Genomic DNA, 18,517 nt, shown 5'->3' with positions numbered 1-18,517 from the left:
AGTCAAAGAGTCAAGAGTCAAGAGTCAAGGGTCAAAGGTTAGTAATCTTCATCTCCCTGCACCCTGCTCCCTGCTCCCTGCTCCCTGCCCAATGCCCATGCTTTTTCAGCCTGATTATTGGCGTCCACGCAAGAAAAAGTAAATCTGATTGAGATAACTTTCCCAGACTTGTGTTGTTAATTGTAGCGTCTCCGCACTTGGGACAAAGTCTTCCAGTCGCAAACCCCGTGTACGGATTTCTTGGGGATTTTGCAGCAGGTAGGGTGGGATTTTCACTTCCAGGGAGTTAAATGCCAGAGTCACCTGACCGATATCTTCCTGAGATACGATACTATCCCCTGCTACTAAAGCTGCAGATGTGGGAGCGGCGACACCCAGAGAAGAGGCTAGCTGGAAGTTCTGGACAACTTCTTGATTGGCTAACTGAGTATCACCGATCATGGCTATTGGCGCTCTCACCAAAAAATAAGCGATCGCTGGTGTACTAGATAACATCAAAAGTGTCAATGCCCAACCCAGTAAGTATCCTCCTGGTTTATCAATCCCACCTCCCTTAATCCTCCCAGAGGCAAGCATCAACAACAAAACCGACGCTCCCAGAGGTTTGAGCGGAAATGATATTAACCTCCACAACGACGCCACAGCTGGTTCATTAGGGTTAACAAACGCCAGCGCTATGACGACCAGCACAATGACTATGACTAATCGCCCGACAAAATTCCCTGTTGGATAGAATCTTTGAAACAAAGAGTAGACGATAGCGCCAATCAAAAGCCACAGCAATACCCGGCTTAACAGTAGAAACATAGAATAACTCTCAAATTTTCCGTTGCGGTCAGCCCAGAGGTTTGAGAAAGTGAATTTATTTCATCGTCAAATTGTAATCGTACCGTTACTGACTTAAAATACATCAAACCTCACACCCAAAGACTACCGTCGTAGTGATTTTAGTGCAATTTTTTGCTAGTGGGTCTATTATTTGCAATTTTCCAGATGAGTAATGAGTCACCAGTAAATTAAATTAATTGAGTAGTTGACGATTCACAAGGAAAAACTATGTCGCCCAGAAAGCCGACTATTTTGGTGACAGGGGGAGCTGGATATATTGGTTCCCATACAGTGCTGGCTCTGAAAAGAGCCGGTTATCACGTAGTTATCCTCGATAATTTAGTGTATGGACACCGCGATTTGGTAGAAAAGGTTTTGCAGGTGGAGCTTGTCGTCGGTGATACCACTGATCGCGCTTTATTAGATGATCTGTTTAAAACCCACGATATTGCTGCAGTTATGCACTTTTCTGCTTATGCCTACGTGGGTGAATCAGTCACAGACCCAGCTAAATACTACCGCAACAATGTTATAGGCACGCTGACACTGTTAGAAGCGATGCTGGCGGCATCTGTGAAGAAATTTGTCTTTTCTTCGACTTGCGCCACTTATGGTGTGCCGGAAGTTGTCCCCATTCCCGAAAATCATCCCCAAAATCCGATTAATCCCTATGGCATGACTAAGCTGATGGTAGAGCGGATTCTTGCTGATTTTGATGTGGCTTATGGTTTTAAGTCGGTGTTATTCCGCTATTTTAATGCTGCTGGTGCTGACCCTAATGGATTATTAGGTGAGGATCACAATCCAGAAACCCATTTGATTCCTTTGGTGTTGCAGACAGCTTTGGGTAAACGTGAATCAATCTCGATTTTTGGTACTGATTACCCTACGCCCGATGGTACCTGTATTCGTGATTATATTCATGTGAGTGACTTAGCAGATGCCCATATTTTAGGACTGGAATATTTATTAAAAGATGGTGATAGTGAAGTTTTCAACTTAGGTAATGGCCAGGGGTTCTCTGTGAGAGAAGTCATTGCCGCTGCTGAACATGTTACAGGAGTTGATATTCCTATTCAAGAATGCGATCGCCGTCCTGGAGATCCCCCGGCTTTAATTGGTAGCGGTGATAAAGCCAGAAAAATCCTCGGCTGGCTACCCCAGTATCCAGACATCAAGGATATTGTCGTTCATGCTTGGCAATGGCATCAACAGCGACATAGGTAGTTAGTAAAGTTTTAAATCGTAGGGGTGGGGAAACCCCACCCCTACGATTCTTCCATGAGTGCGATCGCATTGGTGATTGAATTAGTTACGAAAAATAGCAAAACGACTAAATTATTTTAGCTTTGCGCCCCGAAAAATTAGCCGCAACCACAGCCATCCTAAGCCACTTCCAATAAAATAATAGGGGAAATCTGCCCAAGTGAAGGCAGTACCAATTAACATTCTTCCCGCCCAAAATGAACGTGCCCAATTGAGAAATGGCGGATGCCATAATTGCATAAATTCCAACAAGCAAGTAATTACCAATACCCATAAAGGGATTTGCCAAACTGCTCGGCGAGTGGGAATAAATAGAAAGGCGAATAGACACCAAAATATCTCATAAAAAATCCCTCCTACCTCTTGATTCAACCACCAAGTAGAGTAGCGATAGTGGCTGTATAAAAGTCCAATAGGGAGAATAATAGCCAGCGAAAGAATAGAACGCCTGCGAATGTTTGTTTCCAATCAACTATTTCCCCCCATAAAAGGAGACGCAGAATCTTTATAAGTATAGTCGTGCCAAGCTATAGTGTCACTGGTTTCCAATCAATTTTTTCCCCCTTTCCTGCCTTGTAATACGACAAATAGAATGCCGATGACTGGCAGAATTAGTATAGCGATCGCCCAAAATGGCAACTGTGCAGATGATTTCTGTTGCTCATTATTGACGTTTTGCAAGTTTTGTGCAGCATTAACTACAGATGAACCCGCTGCCACTGTAACTTCAAAATTAAACTCAAACGGTTGGAAACTCTCCCTAGTTGCAGGTTTACCAGTCAGTTGGAGTTGATAAATTCCCGGCTTCGGAAACGTAATTTCTGTACCTGGTGTGCCTTGATAGCGTTCAGCAGCTACAGGCTTTAAGGTTGGCTCAAGTAATGCTGGCTCACCTTGAGTATGGGGTTCGGCATAAACTGCCAACTGGCAATTACAATCTTTGAGGGGAATGACTTTGCCGCCTTTGCGAGTGAGAGCAAACCAGGTTTTGGCAGGTTCGCCAGCACGAGGATTATCATTCGGTTCAATGTGGAGAGTACCACCAACATTTGTGCCTATTTTCACTTTATGGGCAGAAGCGATGTGAATAGGAGCAATGGCGATGCCAGATATCAGCAGCGCTAGAGAGGCTGCATTTCCCAAACAGCGTAGATAGGGCTTACCGTGATTTACTTGGGGGAACATAAAACTTTTCTACAGTTAATTTTGACCAAAACCAGCGCCAGCGCGCGAGTAGGACACTGAGAGTAACAAAACCCATCAGCACGGCCGCTAATTTATTCCCCCAAGTAGATTGTAAGGAACCCAAGTAATGGGAACCAATCAGCAGAGCATGAACGGCACTCAAAAGCAAAGCTGGCACACCCAATAGATGAATCTGTCGCCAATGTTTGCCCAAGGACTTCTGGAATAAGTCAAAACTTGTGCCAGCAGCAGGAGTCATCAATATCAATGCTACAACACCAGCAGCCATCCCCCATTGAAACTGTGGTGGCAAGAAATAAAAAGCAGCAAAATTCCACTGCAATGAATGTTCCATCATGTGTGTGGTATGAGCCACAGACAACGCAAAGGCCCCTACACCCAAAACACGACGATAACGCAGCGGTGAAGCCCAAAAATTGCTGATGGGACGAGCAATCAGCGTTAAGATTAAACAGATTAACGCGGCGTGTCCGGTGTAATCTACCATTGTGTCGCCAGTCCGCAGCAAGGTAATCGCGCCGATGGCGAGAGTTACCCACCCACCCAGCCGAAATAATTGACTGCGTTGATCTCGACTAACCAAAGAAGTAGCAACCCCGATACCAAGCATTGTGGGTAGGGTTCCCAAGCCAAAAGCCAGCATGGTGGCAGCACCCATCCATAAGTTGCCAGTTTCAGCGGCTTTAATTTGGGCGGCGTAAAGGAAACCACAGGGCATTAAACCCCAAGTCATCCCTAAAAGTGCGGATGTCCACCATCTGGTTTGTAAGGAAAGTTTGACCATGCCCGTACTCAGGCGATCGTGTAAACTTACCCGTAATAGGGGATGTAACACGGGAATTCGCGGTAATAAGTCGGGTTTTACTTGTCCTAGCCCAAACCAGATCAACATCACGCCGGTCATAATTGCCATCCAGCGGCGTAAGTCACTGCCAATACCCGCTAGTTGTCCACTCTGTAGCAATACTGAACCCAGCATCCCAATGCCAGCACCGACTAGAGCATAGCTTAACATCCGCCCCAGGTTCAGCAAAATGTGAAATTTTAATTGTTGTCGCCAATCAGGAGTTTTTTGCTGATGAGATAGGGAAAATGCCATCGTCAGGGGGCTACACATGCCCAAACAATGACCAAAACTACCCAGAAACCCCAGGAGCATAATGAGCGATAAGTCTAGGAGCATAAGGCGGTTCTCAGCCCGGTGCAGTACATCCTTGATTGGGGAGTTAGGAGCCGGAATTCAGGAGTTGGGAGATGGAATTTGGGAGTTGGGAGATGGAATTCTATTCTTTGGGTATATCTCATCCATCTGAAAATGGTGATAAAAGCGCTGAGGCACTTTCCTATTGAGGAACTTTAAGTGAAATTGCGGTATCTGTCAAAAGACGAGCTGTCGAACTTGGCGGATTAACCCAAAATTTAATTCATATGAAAAAATGGATTTGGCTAGTGTTGCTGGTACTGGTGGTAGTTGTGGCTTTTGGTAGTAGAGGTGGGACATTTTTTGAGCAGCATCCCTCACCAGAAATTGTAGTGAGTGTTCCCGCACAACAACCTCAACAACCGCCACAATCCCCACCGGTGAAAAGTACCCTACAGATATCTGCTGACAAACTATTTACCCACATTCAAAAGCTAAATTTTCAGCGTTATACATTTGAGGGGCGATCGCTTACTCGTACCTACATCATAAATGAACTGCAAAAATTGGGCTGGAAACCGAAGCTGGAAGACTTCTCTGCAGGTATTAATATCTTTGCTGAACGAACGGGAACTGACAAAAAAGCTGGAGCAATTCTCGTAGCAGCTCATTTTGACACCGTTGCTGCTTCCCCTGGTGCTGATGACAATGCTAGTGGCGTTGCTGTGGTATTAGAAGTTGCCCGCCTGCTCAATTCATATTCCACACCACGGACACTACAATTAGCTTTTTTTGACCAAGAAGAAACCGGACTTTTAGGTAGTAAAGCCTTTATCAGCAAAAAAACACGTTTAAAAAACCTGCGTGGTGTCATCGTCATGGATATGGTCGGTTATGCTTGCTACACTGCTGGTTGTCAGCAGTATCCCAAAGCCTTACCCGTCAAACCACCCACTGATAAAGGTGACTTTTTAGCCGTAGTTGGAGATACAGAACATTTACCTTTGCTGAATGCCTTTCAAAACTCAAATTCAGCAAATCTACCACCAGTACTGACACTGCCAATTCCTCTCAAAGGTTTGCTAGCACCCGATACCCTACGTAGTGACCATGCCCCTTTCTGGTATCAAGGAGTGGGTGCTGTGTTGGTGACAGATACAGCTAATCTGCGTACTCCCCACTACCACCAACCCAGTGATATCCCTGCCACTATCGATCGCCCTTTCTTCCTCGGTGCAGCACAGATTGTAGTTAATGCTACGGCTAGATTATTAGATAATAGTGAAGTTTTGGTGACTCAACCAGCATCTTGAACCTAAGCGAGGTTAGTTTCAGATCCCCGAGATCTTGCAGCCCCATAAAATTAACGTGATACCAATTCAAATAATAGACCTCTTGCACAAGTCGTTCTTTTCATTCTTTTCTTTGCTTCTATCCTACGGGAACGACTTCGTCGAATGCGCCTTTGCGTGGGGCAAAAAAATATTTATGTAAGAGGTCTAATGTTTGTGATACATGGGTTGTGTTGAAGGGCGGGAAAACCCCGCCCCTACAATTTATCCGTCACATTTTTTTGGCAAATTGGTATGAGTTCGACAGATTCCGCACAATCGCTACCTAACCAGAAACCCGCCAAATCTTGATAGTACGATCCTCGCTACCACTGACAAGGGTTTTACCATCTGGACTGAAACTGACGGATGTCACCGTATTATTATGCCCCGCCAGGGTGATGATTTCTTCTCCGGTAGCGATATTCCACAGTTTGATGGTGCGATCGCGGCTTGCACTAGCAAGGGTATTACCATCTGGACTAAAGCTAATGGATGTCACAGTGTTAGCATGTCCCGCCAGGGTGATGATTTCTTCTCCAGTAACGATATTCCACAGCTTGATTGTGCGATCGCGATTAGCACTAGCCAAGATTTTCCCATCTGGACTGATGGCGAGGGATGTAATCGTTTTAGCACTGACTAATGTGCGAATTGTGTATCCTTTAGTCAAATTCCACAATTTGATAGTTTTGTCAAAACTACCACTGGCCAGGGTTTTAGCATCCGGGCTAATGGCGATTGACCTTACCCAAAATTGATGTCCTACGAGTGTCCGAATATGCTGTCCTGTGGCCAGGTTCCAGACTTTGATGGTGTTGTCATCACTACCACTGACGATGGTTTTACCATCCCGGCTGATGACTAGGGCATGAATTGAGTCGGAATGCCCAATTAAGGTATGGATTTGCTTTCCTGTAGCGATGTTCCACACCTTAATGGTGTTGTCATCACTACCACTAACGAGGGTTCGTCCATCTGGGGTGATATCAACAACATTCACCTTTTGGGAATGCCCGTTTAAAGTAGAAATTGACTCACCTGTGGCGAGATTCCAGAGTTTGATGGTGCGATCGCTATTACTCGCAATTATTTGCCCATCAGGACTAATAGCAACAGACAAAACCGAATTTTCAGTACTCTTGAGGGTGTTAGCTAAAGCAATATTGCCCAAGCTAATCTTGGGTGGCTGACCTAAAACTGCTTCACTATTGCCTTGACGATGATGTGGCTTACTCAAACGAGAGGACAAAATGGTTTGAATACTTTGAAACTGCTGATACCAAGAGTCGCCAAATCCAAATAACAGAGTAACAGCAGATACCAAAACTAAACTTCTTAGGACACTGAATTTTTTTGGTAAATACTTTGTTTGAGTTATGGGGAGTTTAGTCGCAGACTTACCAGATAGTGGCTGTAGGAGTGATTGCTTTTGTGTCAATTCTCTGATCACTTCATCGGCTGATTGGTAGCGGTGTTGGATATCTTTTTGCAACAGTTTATCAAAAACATGCTCCAATTCAGCATTGATCGGACTTCGCAAATATTGCCGCCAATTTGCTACCCAGCCATAGCCATGTTCCATCCATAACTGAAAGGGAGAAATTCCCGTTAGTAGATGAAAGCAGGTAGCCCCCAAACCAAACAAATCACTAGATGGATAAGCTTTACCATCTCTGATTTGTTCAATTGGGGAATAACCGTGTGAACCAATTGATGTGCCGATTTTATTGTTTACTCTGGCTGTAAACTGCTTTGATGAGCCGAAATCAATTAAGCTTAATCGTCCATCAATGTGACGGCGGATGATATTTTCTGGCTTGAGGTCTCGGTGAATGACGCCGCGATCGTGAATAAATTTGAGAATAGGCAATAAATCTAGCAGGATTGCTTGAATTTCCCTATCTCTATATATTTTCTTCTGCTGCAACTCCTTTAACAAATTTTCCCCATTGATAAACTGCTGTACCAAATACATACAGTGATCTTGTTCAAAGTAAGCCATCAAAGTGGGAATTTGTGGATGTTCTCCGAGTTCTTGGAGTCGCTTCGCTTCTTCAGCAAACAACTCCATCGCCTTTTTTTGTGACCAAGTTCCTTGAAACTTTGGGGCTAGTTGCTTGATGACGCAGCGTTCATTGAGTTTATCGACATCTTGTGATAAATAAGTTCTGCCAAATCCCCCTTCATCTGAAAGCACGCGGATAACACGAAAGCGATTTCTCAAAAGTGGTATCAGTGGAGTGCTACAAGTTTGGCATAACTTGTTGCTTTCGGGATTCAGGGGATTTGGGCAATCGGGATTTAAGCAGCAGATCATGAGCTGACAGGCGCGATTGCATGACAAATTATGCTAAGTTTGCCCCGGAATTTCCCTTGATTTCAGATTAGCTCTCGCGTACTTATGGTAGAAAACCCTAGTGTTGGGGATTGGGGAATTACTTAATATAGTCAGCGTTTGTGGATATAATCAGTTTTCCCCAGTCAGGGAAAACTACGAGAGCCAGCAGATTATTTCTCCGATTATATAATAATCTGATTTAAAAAGCTTTGGAAACTGCTAACTCTTGTAAATAAAACTTGTATATCCGTAACTGACAAATTTATTAAAACATGTGTGCTAATTAAAGGCAGTCACAATTCTGACTAAAATTGTTTTTGCTATTGTTAATGATTAATGATTATTTGTTAATTTGATACTTGATGTATGTAACGGTTTAATTTGTCATGTGGCTTGGCTGCGCGTAACTTCGCCTGCCAATCGCGAATAGCGATCGCTGTTCTTTGTACAGGTGGTAAGTAAATTGGTAGTGCTTCTTCTTGTGTATTATTTATGTTTTTTAGTGGTTGGGTAGTTAAGCAGTTAGTCAAAGTTGGTACATAGCTTTCTAAACCCAAAGCTCTAATAACTTCATCAGCGGTTTTAAAGCGCTCATCAAGCGAAATCTTGACCATTTTGCTTAAAATTTGAGCAAATCCATCACTGACATTTACCTCTTTTTGCCAACATATCTCACCCGTGTTTCTATCATGTTCAAATTCCAAAGGGCCTTTACCAGTCAATAAATAAAGCGCTGTCACACCAAGTGCGTAAATATCACTGGCGTAAACCGGACACAGAGAAAATTGTTCTGGTGGCGCAAATCCCATCGTCCCGATGAAATTTGTAGACATATTTTTATAGTTTGAGTTTTCGCAAACTTCGGCTAATTTCTCTTTGACTGCACCAAAATCGATCAGTACAAATCTCTGGTCATCTTCACAGCGTAATAAATTCTGAGGTTTAATATCTCGATGAATTACATGATGTTTATGAAGATACTTTAATACAGGTAATAATTCTTGTAAAAACTGTTTCACAGCAGCTTCATTTTTCCGGCCAGTTCTTCTGACTTCTCTAGCCAAAGTAGAACCACGTATATATTCTTGAACTAAATAAAACTCCCCATTCCCTTCAAAGTAGTCCAACAGCATAGGAATTTGCGAATGACTACCGAGTTGACCCAAAGTTTTTGCTTCTTTTTCAAAGCGTTCAGATGCCTTTTTTAAACTTTTGGCACTACTTGCTTTGGGGCAAAGTTGCTTAATAACACATAGCGGCTTGCCTGGCAATAAAGCATTTCTGGCTAAAAAGGTGATCCCAAAACCACCCCTACCGAGAATTCTGATAACTTCATAGCGATCGCGAAATAGTTCCTTAGAACCACACATTTGACCGAGCTGAGTCTGTTGTGAAACGCTTTCATGCAACTTCATTATTTTCGGAGAAAATCGGTTCATTGGTAAATAACAGCTACTCTTTGATGTTCTTAATTTAACTATAAAGATTTTTTCACGCTAGTAGGATTACCATATCTTTGCAGAATCATGACTTTTGCTACTACTTAGCTCAAAATTTAAAGTAGAAAATTCAAAAAGCTAGAGCAAATTAATCCGGATAAAATTGCTAGAGAAATTAGACAATAAATCCTTGCGTAAGTATATGTAGGGTGGGCACTGCCCACCATAACTCCTACTGTGTAAGCACAAGTGATTTAATCACCCCCAAATCTCGTTTCTTCGGGTGTTTTAGACGGTGAGAGTACGGCACCGAAAACCTCGGACGGTGCGTAAGAGAGCGGCATGACACACCCTACTGGCTACTTCATACTTGATTAAGGTACTTCAATGGGGATCAAAGCATTTTCCGGCAAATAGTTACGGAAACGCCCTTCATCCGATAACACCAAAATTAAACTTAGGTGATAATCGGGCGGCACTTGTAAATCTGCCCAGGGTATGGCTACCTCTAAACAGTTATCTAAAGCTATTTGGGCGCGGCTGAAACGGGGATACCATTGATAAGTCTCTCCGGCTTCTCGAAACTGAAGGGTCTGTGTCAGCAAATTAATTTCTAGATGGTGGTGAAATAGATAATTAGTTGGTGCTGTATCTGGCACTTCGGCTAAGGGAATGGGGCTATTGACCATTGTTTTGTCTGGATAGAACCATAACAAGTTCAATTCCGGTGGCAAATCCCCACCTGGGACAATGCCGTTTTTGAAGTCCACCCGTAAATAGAAATTGAGGTGATCTACCCCATACCAAAGTCGCTGGACAAGGCTGCTGTTGTGCATTGTCCCCCGCGCCCCACCGATTTCTATGCGTCCAGCTTTGTTCCAGTCTTGTTCATCACCTTTACCATCAATAACGGGATGAATAAATCCTTCTGGGCTATGGTCTACTCTCACTGCGTGGGATTCTACTGGTTGGCGCAAGTAGGAAGGTATGGGTTCATTGAGGGCTTTGTAAATGCCATACAAGTGTTCGCGGAACAACTGGTCAAAGATGGCATCTTGATTGGAAGAATGCCCTTCACCAAACCACCAGAACCAGTCAGAACCTTCAGCGGCATACAATGCTTCCCAAGCTTCGGGATTTGTTTCTTCGGTGGCTTCGGGATGATTAGCGAGGGTAGCCCTGGCTTGAGTCAGGTAGTCCCAAGCGCGATTTTTGGCAGGGTCGCCAATCCAGGTGGTGAAGCTGCCATCTACCCAAGAACCACTGTGTAGTTGTCCGCTAGGGATGGTGGCGGTAGCAGGAAATTCTGCGAGAAATTCGGAAACAGTGACGAGTTTGAGGTGGGGTTCTAACTCTAGGGTCTGATATAAAGCTTCGAGGAAGGGTTTGCCATCTTGGGGATAAAATTCCCAGCAATTTTCCCCATCTAGAGCGATGGTGACTAGCCAAGGTTTTTCGCTATGGCTGTCTCTTTGCATTTTAGCGATCGCTTGTAGGTGTCCCACTAAATCTGCTGCTGCTTGTTTTGGCGGCATCGCGCTGTAGGTAAAGCCAATTAAATCTGATAATCTATGGTCACGAAAGACAATTGACACATCACCGGCTGGGGTTTCTAAGCGGTAGGGTTGGTAAAGCAGTTGTGGTTCTTGGATATTTCCTGCCCCATCCCGATGAAAAAAGTGTTTCAGTGTCCATCCCAGGACGGCTTCGTCTGAGCAAATCCACTTAAATCCTTGCTTAATAATATACGGCAATATTTCCGGGCTGACTGACTGTTCTGAAGGCCACAAACCACGGGGTTCTTGCCCAAATCTATCTGTATATAACTCCCATGCTTTCCGCAAGTGGCGAGGGATATCTTCTGCCCACTGAAAGCGATACCCTGGAAGCGTCATATTTGGCACTGCTACTCGCCCAGCGTTAGTATCAGCTAACAAGGGCAAAATGGGGTGGGTGTAGGGTGTGGTTGTCACCTCTAACTGCCCTGAAGCTTGCATTTTGCGATGTTGGGGGATGATGCGACTGAGGATGTCTCGTTGTTTAGAATAAATGCGCTGGCGATCGCTTAAAGTAAAATTGCGCCCCTGCTTTAACCAAGTGTCAATTTCGGGATCATCCCAAAACAGCGGATCAATCCACGCCAGATTATGCCAAGCTAACAAATCGCCATAATCTTGCAGTTGCCAATTTGCTAAACACCAAGCTTGTCCTTGCTCCTGTCGTTGATGATATAACTCGGCATAGCGGGGATGGGGATCAATCAAAGTGTGGTGATTAGCATCAAAAAAATGCTGGATGATAAATTCCCGCTGTTGTTGATCGAGTTTTTCGACAGGTGTCAGACTAGCTGTAAGATAAGGGTCAAAAGCAGTACCAGCAATATAATCTTCTAGTTGTAATATCAGAGATGGTACTAAATTTACAGTTTGGTGTAGTTTAGGATACCGCTCTAGCATTAACACCAAATCCAAATAATCTTTAGTGCCATGTAACCGTACCCAAGGCAAGCGATACTGCTGACTAGCAGAAAGCGAAACGCCGCTGCCAGGAGATTTGTACAGCGGCTGATGTTGATGCCAAATAAAAGCGACGTGGAGAGGGTGGGACATAGGGAATGATAGGGAATTGGGTAGTTAATGATAAATTATGAATGATCGCAATTCAGTATTCATACCTCATAAAACACTTAGTCCCTAGCTCCTAGCCCCTAGCCCCTAGATTACTTGCTCAACTTCGGCAATTTCGGGAATCATTTCCCTGAGACGGCGTTCAATACCCATTCTCAGAGTCATTGTGGAACTGGGGCAAGAACCACAAGCACCTTGTAGCCGCAGTTTCACCACAGGGCCGTCAAGTTCTACAACTTCTACGTTACCACCATCAGACATCAGATAGGGGCGCATTTCATCTAAGACTGTTTCAACGTTGTCGATTGTCAATTCCATAATTTTAGACCAGGTAAGTTAACGATGGGCATTGGGCATTGGGCATTGGGCATTGGGCATTTTTCCCTGTGTTCCCTGCTCCCTTGGCATATTCCTAGTACAACCAGCCCCTATTCCACAAAATTTTATTTTCTAGCTTTTCTAAAATGATCCTAGACCTATTTGCAGCTAGATTTTCAGTTGTCTAGTGAACATTTGCCATTTGTCAGTGGTTGGTTATCTATTTTTCATGACTTTGTACTAGGGATTAGCTAGAGTTTTACCGAAGAAGCGGAGGGGCTGCTTTTGCTCTTAGCTGGGGGAGCAAGAGAAGAGTCCCTCTGCCGTGGAGCGGAGCAGAACATGGGTATAAAGCCCCGCCCTTCGTCGTCGTCTTACTGGGGCGGAGTACAATCGGGCGCTCAGTTTTCCCCCTTGCTCCCTGCCCCCTGCTCCCCTGCCTCTTTTGTCTATTGCCTATTGCCTATTCCCCATCCCCCAAAAGCTTGATATTAGAGTAGCTGAACTCAGTGGTGCTGCGATCGCCATCTTGAAACTCATGCACAACCTGTTTGGTCAATAAATAATAATCACCAAACTTTTCATAGGTATCTTCAAATTTCAGCACACTTGTGACTTCATCGGTTTTGGCGTTACGGAATACTGCATCGTACCGCAGGGCAATGTAACCCGCACCTGTATGGAAATTTTCGTGGGTATCGATGACAAAAGCATTGCGAGCGATCGCCCGACTCACCTGATAAATTTCCCCACCCCGGATTTTATAATGGGAATCTCCGGAGTCGCTTTTGACTATAATTTCCACTGCACCAGTTTCATCTGTCTCGCCCAGGGTAAACTCACACTTGCCATAAGACTCCTCAAAACTGGAGTGTTGGCGATGAATTACTACATCCTGTAATTGGATATAAATACCTTCCTGCACCTCTTCATTGGCAATACCTACAACTTCTACACTCAGGTCGCGGTTAATGCTAATCTTGCCAGTGTAAACGTCTGTGCCCTGCACTAGCTGCACATTTGCACTGTAACCAGGAAAGTTTGTGTCCCAAGTGTAACGACCTTCGTAAGCGGTTTGAAATAAAACGCTTGCTGTTGTTTGATCTGTCATAGTCACCACTTTGACTTCACTGTTACTCAGTTTAGTCCAATTCTCCTCAAGGGTAGACCTCACAGCTTGGTTGCAGCCGGAACAAACTATGTTTTGGGGATTACTGAATTTATTGGCGATCGCACAGCGTTTTTTGCGGGCGATGCAGATAGTTCTAGGTTGGATTTCAGTAGTCGTCAAACAACCCAAATTTGCAAAACTAGTTGAGAAATTCTCTCATTATTTAATAATAAAAAACTATAAGCACAGGCATAACTAATTAACCTTTCCAATTTCATTATCTGTAATAGGTAGTTCGCGAAACATGGCGAGTAAAATGCCTCTAACATATACAATCTGAGTCGTCATCACCAGATGAAACTATCACAGGTTGTTGATACAAGGGTACTGTAAACGTCACAGTTGAACCCAGCCCTTCGCCGAGACTGTAGAAATGCACTTCACCACCCATAGCCTCTACTAACTTCTGGGATATCGCCAGTCCCAAACCAGTACCGCCATATTGGCGAGTGCGGGAGCCATCCACTTGAGAAAATAATTGAAATAATTTATCTTGCTTATCTAGAGAAACACCAATACCAGTGTCTGCTACGCGCACTCTCACCATTCCAGGGAATGGCTGTTCTTGAAATTTTGCCTTTTTGAGAACTATATCGGCGCTGATGGTGACACCACCTTCCTGGGTGAATTTGATAGCATTGTTCACCAAGTTGAGCATCACTTGTAGTAACCTCTGGTAGTTACCTTGGACGATGATTTCATCAGAAGTAGCAGGCCTTTGCATCCGAAAGCTGAGGCTTCGTATCTGCGCTTGGGGACGCATGAAGTTATCTACATCACTAAATAGTTCATCCAGTTTAACTGGCGCACAATCTAGCTCCATTTTCCCCGCTTCGATTTTGGCAATGTCCAAAATGTCGTTGATGATATTTAGCAGGTGTATTGATAAATGGTGCGCTTCTGAGAGAAACTGATTTTGTTCTTCAGGATCGTCTGCCATTCCCTCTAAAATCAGCTTGAGGAATCCGATCATCCCGTTGAGTGGGGTACGGATTTCGTGGGAAACATTGGCGAGAAATTCGCTTTTAAGACGTGAGGCTGCTTCAGCTTTTTGACGGGCTTCTTCTAATTCTTTATATAAAGTAGCATGAGCGATCGCTGTTCCCAACTGATCTGCCATCTCTTTAGCTAGTTCGATTTCCGATTCTGTCAGTGGATAGCACTCATCCCGGAGACTCAGCGCAATCAATCCATTTGCTTGGTCTTGATAGCATGTAGCAACCACTAAAATTTTTTGTTCTGGACACAAATTATACCCAGATACTTCCATAACAATCGGTTCTAGGGTTGTTAGTGCTTGAGCAAAAGCAGGTTCAGAAGTTACATCTATTTCTACACCACGCATCGATTTCCGATCTGACTGGTGATACTCTGCTATGACTTGCACTTTCGAGCTAGAAGGCTGATAAGGACAGATAATACAGCGCTCTAATCGTAAAGCTTTTCCCAAACTATCAACGGTTTGTTGCCAAATGATATCTAGGTCTAATGTCCGCCGGATATTTCTGGTAATTCGGGTGACTATTTTTTGGTGTTGCTGTGAACGTAAAGTCAACTCTATCTGTGTGGGTGTTTTTAATACTACATCGAGTTCTTTTTTGTTGACTTTAGTTTGTAGTAAGCGTCCCATCACTAAAACTGTAGTAGCAGCTTTACCCAATTTCGGCATCACCGGACTGATTACCAACTCTAACTCAAACAACTGCTGATGATGACTAAACCAGCACTGCAATTTTTCAGGTATCAAACTTGTCAAAACCCGATGTAACTTTTCTAAATAAGCTTCCTTGTCTACCGGTACAAAGGCTTCCTGCTCATTTAGTTCGTTAACTATCTGCACCTGGTTTAATCCTAGCAATTCACTTTGCTGCCAGTAAAAGGTTATATAACGTCCTGCTCCATCTTGTGTGTATACCAACTCGGCTCCTAGAGTTGGTACGGGTACACCAGTCTGACCGGTAACAGATTCCAAATTTTGAGAGAATAAGTTAGGCAATTGGGAATTGGCAGTAATAGTCATTAATTGAGTTATATAAAAAAATAGCAGCCGACAACTAAGTTGTTAAAGCTGCTTAAAGTTTGGCATAAATTATTACAGCTTTGGCCTGCTTGATTGGTGTTTTTCCCGCTCTGGAAACCAGATTGATAGATTTTACACGTTTTTTATTTTGACTTTACAATTTGTTTACTACATCAATCATTCCATTCTCCTCTCGGTGGAACAGGTGTACGTACAGGATTGCGTGTTAGTTCATCATCTCGGGTAATTTCACCCCGTAACCATTGACGAATTGCTACTTCAATGACTTTACTTGGATCATTGGTTAAATGCTGAATCTGCTCCACTAACTCAGAATCTAAGCGGACGGCAATTTCTACCTTCTCGGCGTTTCTCTGTTCCGCATCGGTAGATTTCTCTTTCATATTCATAGGTTTATATGCTCAGAATTTGTTTTGTCAAAAGCTTTATAACGCAGCCCTATTATGATTTCGGGTTAGTTCACTGACAAATGTGAAAAATTATGGTTACATAGTTACCCGAAATACCACCAAAGTAACAGCTTACGGTCGTAAGTGGTAATTATTATAGAACTTACTAGACAATAGCTCTAGAAGTTTTGTCAGTAAAGTAGCTACTGCGAGCAATTATGGGTGGTAATTGCCTGCAATCTCTACACTATGCACTTGTATACATTTATTGTACGCTTCTGGATGATCAATACCAGCAGCCAAAATATAGACTTTTATAGATTCTTGAAAGTATACTCGACCAAATAAAGTTAGGGTGATGGGGTGATACCCCCAATGGGGATTGGGGAATAACTGTTGACTGTTGACTGTTGACTCCTGACTCTTGCCCCAATTTGCAGCGTCCTTGGCGAAGAAAGCATTAAAATACATGAAGTAAATAGCTTTATTAACCTTGGTTGCTGCTTCAGCAAAGATAGTATATGACTGACGTTCCCGCAGTTCGCATTCGCAATTTCTGTATTATTGCCCACATCGACCACGGGAAATCAACCCTTGCCGATCGCTTACTCCAAGCTACTGGTACGGTTGATAACCGACAGATGAAGGAACAGTTTCTCGACAATATGGATTTGGAACGGGAGCGCGGCATTACAATTAAGCTGCAGGCTGCCCGGATGAACTACACAGCCAAAGATGGTCAGCAATATGTGCTGAATTTAATTGATACTCCTGGACATGTGGATTTCTCCTATGAAGTGTCGCGCTCTCTGGCTGCTTGTGAAGGGGCGTTATTAGTAGTAGATGCATCTCAAGGTGTGGAAGCACAAACCTTGGCAAATGTCTATCTAGCGCTGGAGCATAACTTGGAAATTATTCCAGTGTTAAATAAGATAGATTTGCCAGGTGCAGATCCAGACAGGGTAATTGGCGAAATTGAAGAAATCATCGGACTAGATTGCAGTGGTGCAATTCTCGCCTCTGCTAAAGAAGGAATTGGGGTTCCTGAGATTTTAGAAGCGATTGTGGAGCGGATACCACCAGCTGCTGATACAAGCAAGGAACGTTTGCGGGCGTTAATCTTTGATAGTTACTATGACAGCTACCGGGGTGTAATTGTCTATTTCCGGGTGATGGATGGGAATGTCAAAAAAGGCGATCGCGTCCATTTGATGGCTTCGGGGAAAGAATACGAAATTGACGAGTTAGGCATTTTATCTCCCACTCAGAAGCAAGTGCAAGAATTACATGCTGGGGAAGTAGGCTATTTAGCAGCGTCAATTAGAGCTGTGGCTGATGCGCGGGTGGGGGATACCATTACTCTGGCTAACGCTAAAGCCACGTCAGCCTTACCTGGTTACACAGAGGCTAACCCAATGGTGTTTTGCGGGATGTTCCCCATCGACGCTGATCAATTTGAAGACTTGCGGGAAGCTTTAGAAAAACTCGAACTCAATGACGCGGCGCTACATTACGAACCGGAAACCTCAAGCGCTATGGGGTTTGGCTTCCGTTGTGGGTTTTTGGGCTTGCTGCACATGGAAATTGTCCAGGAACGTTTGGAACGGGAGTACAATCTAGACTTAATTATCACAGCGCCTTCGGTAGTTTATAAAGTCATCACTGTTAAAGGCGAAGAGCTTTACATTGATAATCCTAGCCGCTTACCCGCTCCCAACGATCGCGAAAAAATTGAAGAACCCTACGTCCAAGTAGAAATGATCACGCCGGAAGTATACGTTGGGAGTTTGATGGAATTGTCCCAAAACCGACGCGGTGTTTTCAAGGATATGAAATATCTCACCCAAGGACGGACTACACTGACGTATGAGCTACCCTTGGCGGAAGTTGTCACCGACTTTTTTGATCAAATGAAGTCGCGATCGCGTGGTTATGCCAGCATGGAATATCACATTATCGGCTACCGCGAAAATCCTTTGGTGAAGCTGGATATCATGATCAATGGCGATCCAGTAGATTCTTTGGCGATGATTGTCCATCGTGACAAAGCATATAACGTCGGGCGATCGATGGCTGAAAAGCTTAAGGAACTAATTCCTCGCCATCAGTTTAAGGTACCAATTCAAGCTTCTATCGGGAGTAAAGTCATCGCCAGTGAACATATCCCAGCTTTGCGAAAAGATGTGTTAGCTAAGTGCTACGGTGGTGACATTAGCCGGAAGAAGAAACTTTTGCAAAAGCAAGCCAAAGGTAAAAAGCGGATGAAGTCTGTCGGTACGGTGGATGTACCCCAAGAGGCTTTTATGGCTGTATTAAAGCTGGATCAAAGCTAATTCTATTAATTGTTTTTCAACGCAGAGGGGCGCTGAGGTAAGCGCTGAGGTTCGCAGAGTAGGGTTGAGTAAGACAAAGTTTTTGG

15 protein-coding genes are annotated in these 18,517 nt (G+C 43.9%); 3 read left to right on the top strand and 12 right to left on the bottom strand.

Annotated features, from left to right (window positions below; genetic code table 11):
• Nucleotides 1–114: 114 nt before the first annotated feature.
• Nucleotides 115–807: a hypothetical protein gene (locus CAL7507_RS24150; protein WP_015131109.1), complete on the bottom strand. Its 693-nt coding sequence runs from the start codon at nt 805–807 to the stop codon at nt 115–117.
• 249 nt (nt 808–1,056) lie between these two features.
• Here CAL7507_RS24150 and galE point away from each other — a divergent pair, with 249 nt between their 5' ends.
• Complete coding sequence (gene galE / locus CAL7507_RS24145; protein WP_015131108.1) at nt 1,057–2,055, top strand: UDP-glucose 4-epimerase GalE; 999 nt, start codon at nt 1,057–1,059, stop codon at nt 2,053–2,055.
• A gap of 111 nt (nt 2,056–2,166) precedes the next feature.
• Here the strand turns inward: galE and CAL7507_RS24140 are convergent, their stop codons facing one another.
• From CAL7507_RS24140 to CAL7507_RS24130, 3 genes are all read right to left on the bottom strand, one after another.
• Complete coding sequence (locus tag CAL7507_RS24140) at nt 2,167–2,562, bottom strand: DUF2809 domain-containing protein (RefSeq protein ID WP_015131107.1); 396 nt, start codon at nt 2,560–2,562, stop codon at nt 2,167–2,169.
• A gap of 81 nt (nt 2,563–2,643) precedes the next feature.
• Complete coding sequence (locus tag CAL7507_RS24135; RefSeq protein WP_015131106.1) at nt 2,644–3,279, bottom strand: hypothetical protein; 636 nt, start codon at nt 3,277–3,279, stop codon at nt 2,644–2,646.
• The gene (locus CAL7507_RS24130; RefSeq protein ID WP_015131105.1) at nt 3,254–4,483 is read right to left on the bottom strand and encodes a sulfite exporter TauE/SafE family protein; all 1,230 of its coding nucleotides are present in this window, start codon (nt 4,481–4,483) and stop codon (nt 3,254–3,256) included. Before CAL7507_RS24130 ends, CAL7507_RS24135 begins: the two co-directional genes overlap by 26 nt.
• 245 nt (nt 4,484–4,728) lie before the next feature.
• On the opposite strand from CAL7507_RS24130, the gene CAL7507_RS24125 reads away from it, so the two are divergent.
• The gene (locus CAL7507_RS24125; RefSeq protein ID WP_015131104.1) at nt 4,729–5,754 is read left to right on the top strand and encodes a M20/M25/M40 family metallo-hydrolase; all 1,026 of its coding nucleotides are present in this window, start codon (nt 4,729–4,731) and stop codon (nt 5,752–5,754) included.
• A 304-nt stretch (nt 5,755–6,058) separates the two neighbouring features.
• Here CAL7507_RS24125 and CAL7507_RS24120 read toward each other — a convergent pair whose 3' ends face one another.
• The 8 genes from CAL7507_RS24120 to CAL7507_RS24080 all read right to left on the bottom strand — a co-directional run bounded on the left by CAL7507_RS24120 (nt 6,059) and on the right by CAL7507_RS24080 (nt 16,569).
• On the bottom strand, nt 6,059–8,092 hold the full coding sequence (locus CAL7507_RS24120; RefSeq protein ID WP_015131103.1) for a serine/threonine-protein kinase: 2,034 nt from the start codon (nt 8,090–8,092) through the stop codon (nt 6,059–6,061).
• Nucleotides 8,093–8,460: 368 nt separating this feature from the next.
• Nucleotides 8,461–9,552, bottom strand: a complete 1,092-nt coding sequence (locus CAL7507_RS24115) for a serine/threonine-protein kinase (RefSeq protein WP_015131102.1) — start codon at nt 9,550–9,552, stop codon at nt 8,461–8,463.
• A gap of 374 nt (nt 9,553–9,926) precedes the next feature.
• Nucleotides 9,927–12,161 (bottom strand): glycoside hydrolase, encoded by a 2,235-nt coding sequence (locus tag CAL7507_RS24110; RefSeq protein WP_015131101.1) that lies wholly within the window; start codon nt 12,159–12,161, stop codon nt 9,927–9,929.
• Between the two features lie 105 nt (nt 12,162–12,266).
• On the bottom strand, nt 12,267–12,497 hold the full coding sequence (locus CAL7507_RS24105; protein ID WP_015131100.1) for a NifU family protein: 231 nt from the start codon (nt 12,495–12,497) through the stop codon (nt 12,267–12,269).
• A gap of 463 nt (nt 12,498–12,960) precedes the next feature.
• Nucleotides 12,961–13,608, bottom strand: coding sequence for a DUF3386 domain-containing protein (locus CAL7507_RS24100; RefSeq protein ID WP_015131099.1), 648 nt, complete (start codon nt 13,606–13,608; stop codon nt 12,961–12,963).
• Nucleotides 13,609–13,930: 322 nt separating this feature from the next.
• The gene (locus CAL7507_RS24090; RefSeq protein WP_015131098.1) at nt 13,931–15,688 is read right to left on the bottom strand and encodes an ATP-binding protein; all 1,758 of its coding nucleotides are present in this window, start codon (nt 15,686–15,688) and stop codon (nt 13,931–13,933) included.
• A gap of 173 nt (nt 15,689–15,861) precedes the next feature.
• The gene (locus tag CAL7507_RS24085) at nt 15,862–16,098 is read right to left on the bottom strand and encodes a hypothetical protein (RefSeq protein ID WP_015131097.1); all 237 of its coding nucleotides are present in this window, start codon (nt 16,096–16,098) and stop codon (nt 15,862–15,864) included.
• Between the two features lie 216 nt (nt 16,099–16,314).
• Complete coding sequence (locus CAL7507_RS24080) at nt 16,315–16,569, bottom strand: hypothetical protein (protein ID WP_015131096.1); 255 nt, start codon at nt 16,567–16,569, stop codon at nt 16,315–16,317.
• 50 nt (nt 16,570–16,619) lie between these two features.
• Here CAL7507_RS24080 and lepA point away from each other — a divergent pair, with 50 nt between their 5' ends.
• Nucleotides 16,620–18,431 carry a translation elongation factor 4 gene (lepA, locus tag CAL7507_RS24075; RefSeq protein ID WP_015131095.1) on the top strand — a complete coding sequence of 604 codons (1,812 nt, stop codon included), beginning with the start codon at nt 16,620–16,622 and terminating at the stop codon, nt 18,429–18,431.
• Nucleotides 18,432–18,517: the final 86 nt, after the last annotated feature.

The sequence above is a fragment of the Calothrix sp. PCC 7507 genome (assembly GCF_000316575.1).
GTDB lineage: Bacteria > Cyanobacteriota > Cyanobacteriia > Cyanobacteriales > Nostocaceae > Fortiea.
Note: the sequence above shows the minus strand (reverse complement) of the source record. Positions and strands in the feature narration are given on the sequence as shown.

Coding starts and splice junctions, on each gene's coding strand:
- CAL7507_RS24150 (WP_015131109.1), bottom strand. CDS start 807: ATGTTTCTACTGTTAAGCCGGGTATTGCTGTGGCTTTTGATTGGCGCT.
- galE (WP_015131108.1), top strand. CDS start 1,057: ATGTCGCCCAGAAAGCCGACTATTTTGGTGACAGGGGGAGCTGGATAT.
- CAL7507_RS24135 (WP_015131106.1), bottom strand. CDS start 3,279: ATGTTCCCCCAAGTAAATCACGGTAAGCCCTATCTACGCTGTTTGGGA.
- CAL7507_RS24130 (WP_015131105.1), bottom strand. CDS start 4,483: ATGCTCCTAGACTTATCGCTCATTATGCTCCTGGGGTTTCTGGGTAGT.
- CAL7507_RS24125 (WP_015131104.1), top strand. CDS start 4,729: ATGAAAAAATGGATTTGGCTAGTGTTGCTGGTACTGGTGGTAGTTGTG.
- CAL7507_RS24120 (WP_015131103.1), bottom strand. CDS start 8,092: ATGATCTGCTGCTTAAATCCCGATTGCCCAAATCCCCTGAATCCCGAA.
- CAL7507_RS24115 (WP_015131102.1), bottom strand. CDS start 9,552: ATGAACCGATTTTCTCCGAAAATAATGAAGTTGCATGAAAGCGTTTCA.
- CAL7507_RS24110 (WP_015131101.1), bottom strand. CDS start 12,161: ATGTCCCACCCTCTCCACGTCGCTTTTATTTGGCATCAACATCAGCCG.
- CAL7507_RS24105 (WP_015131100.1), bottom strand. CDS start 12,497: ATGGAATTGACAATCGACAACGTTGAAACAGTCTTAGATGAAATGCGC.
- CAL7507_RS24100 (WP_015131099.1), bottom strand. CDS start 13,608: ATGACAGATCAAACAACAGCAAGCGTTTTATTTCAAACCGCTTACGAA.
- CAL7507_RS24090 (WP_015131098.1), bottom strand. CDS start 15,688: ATGACTATTACTGCCAATTCCCAATTGCCTAACTTATTCTCTCAAAAT.
- CAL7507_RS24085 (WP_015131097.1), bottom strand. CDS start 16,098: ATGAATATGAAAGAGAAATCTACCGATGCGGAACAGAGAAACGCCGAG.
- CAL7507_RS24080 (WP_015131096.1), bottom strand. CDS start 16,569: ATGTATTTTAATGCTTTCTTCGCCAAGGACGCTGCAAATTGGGGCAAG.
- lepA (WP_015131095.1), top strand. CDS start 16,620: ATGACTGACGTTCCCGCAGTTCGCATTCGCAATTTCTGTATTATTGCC.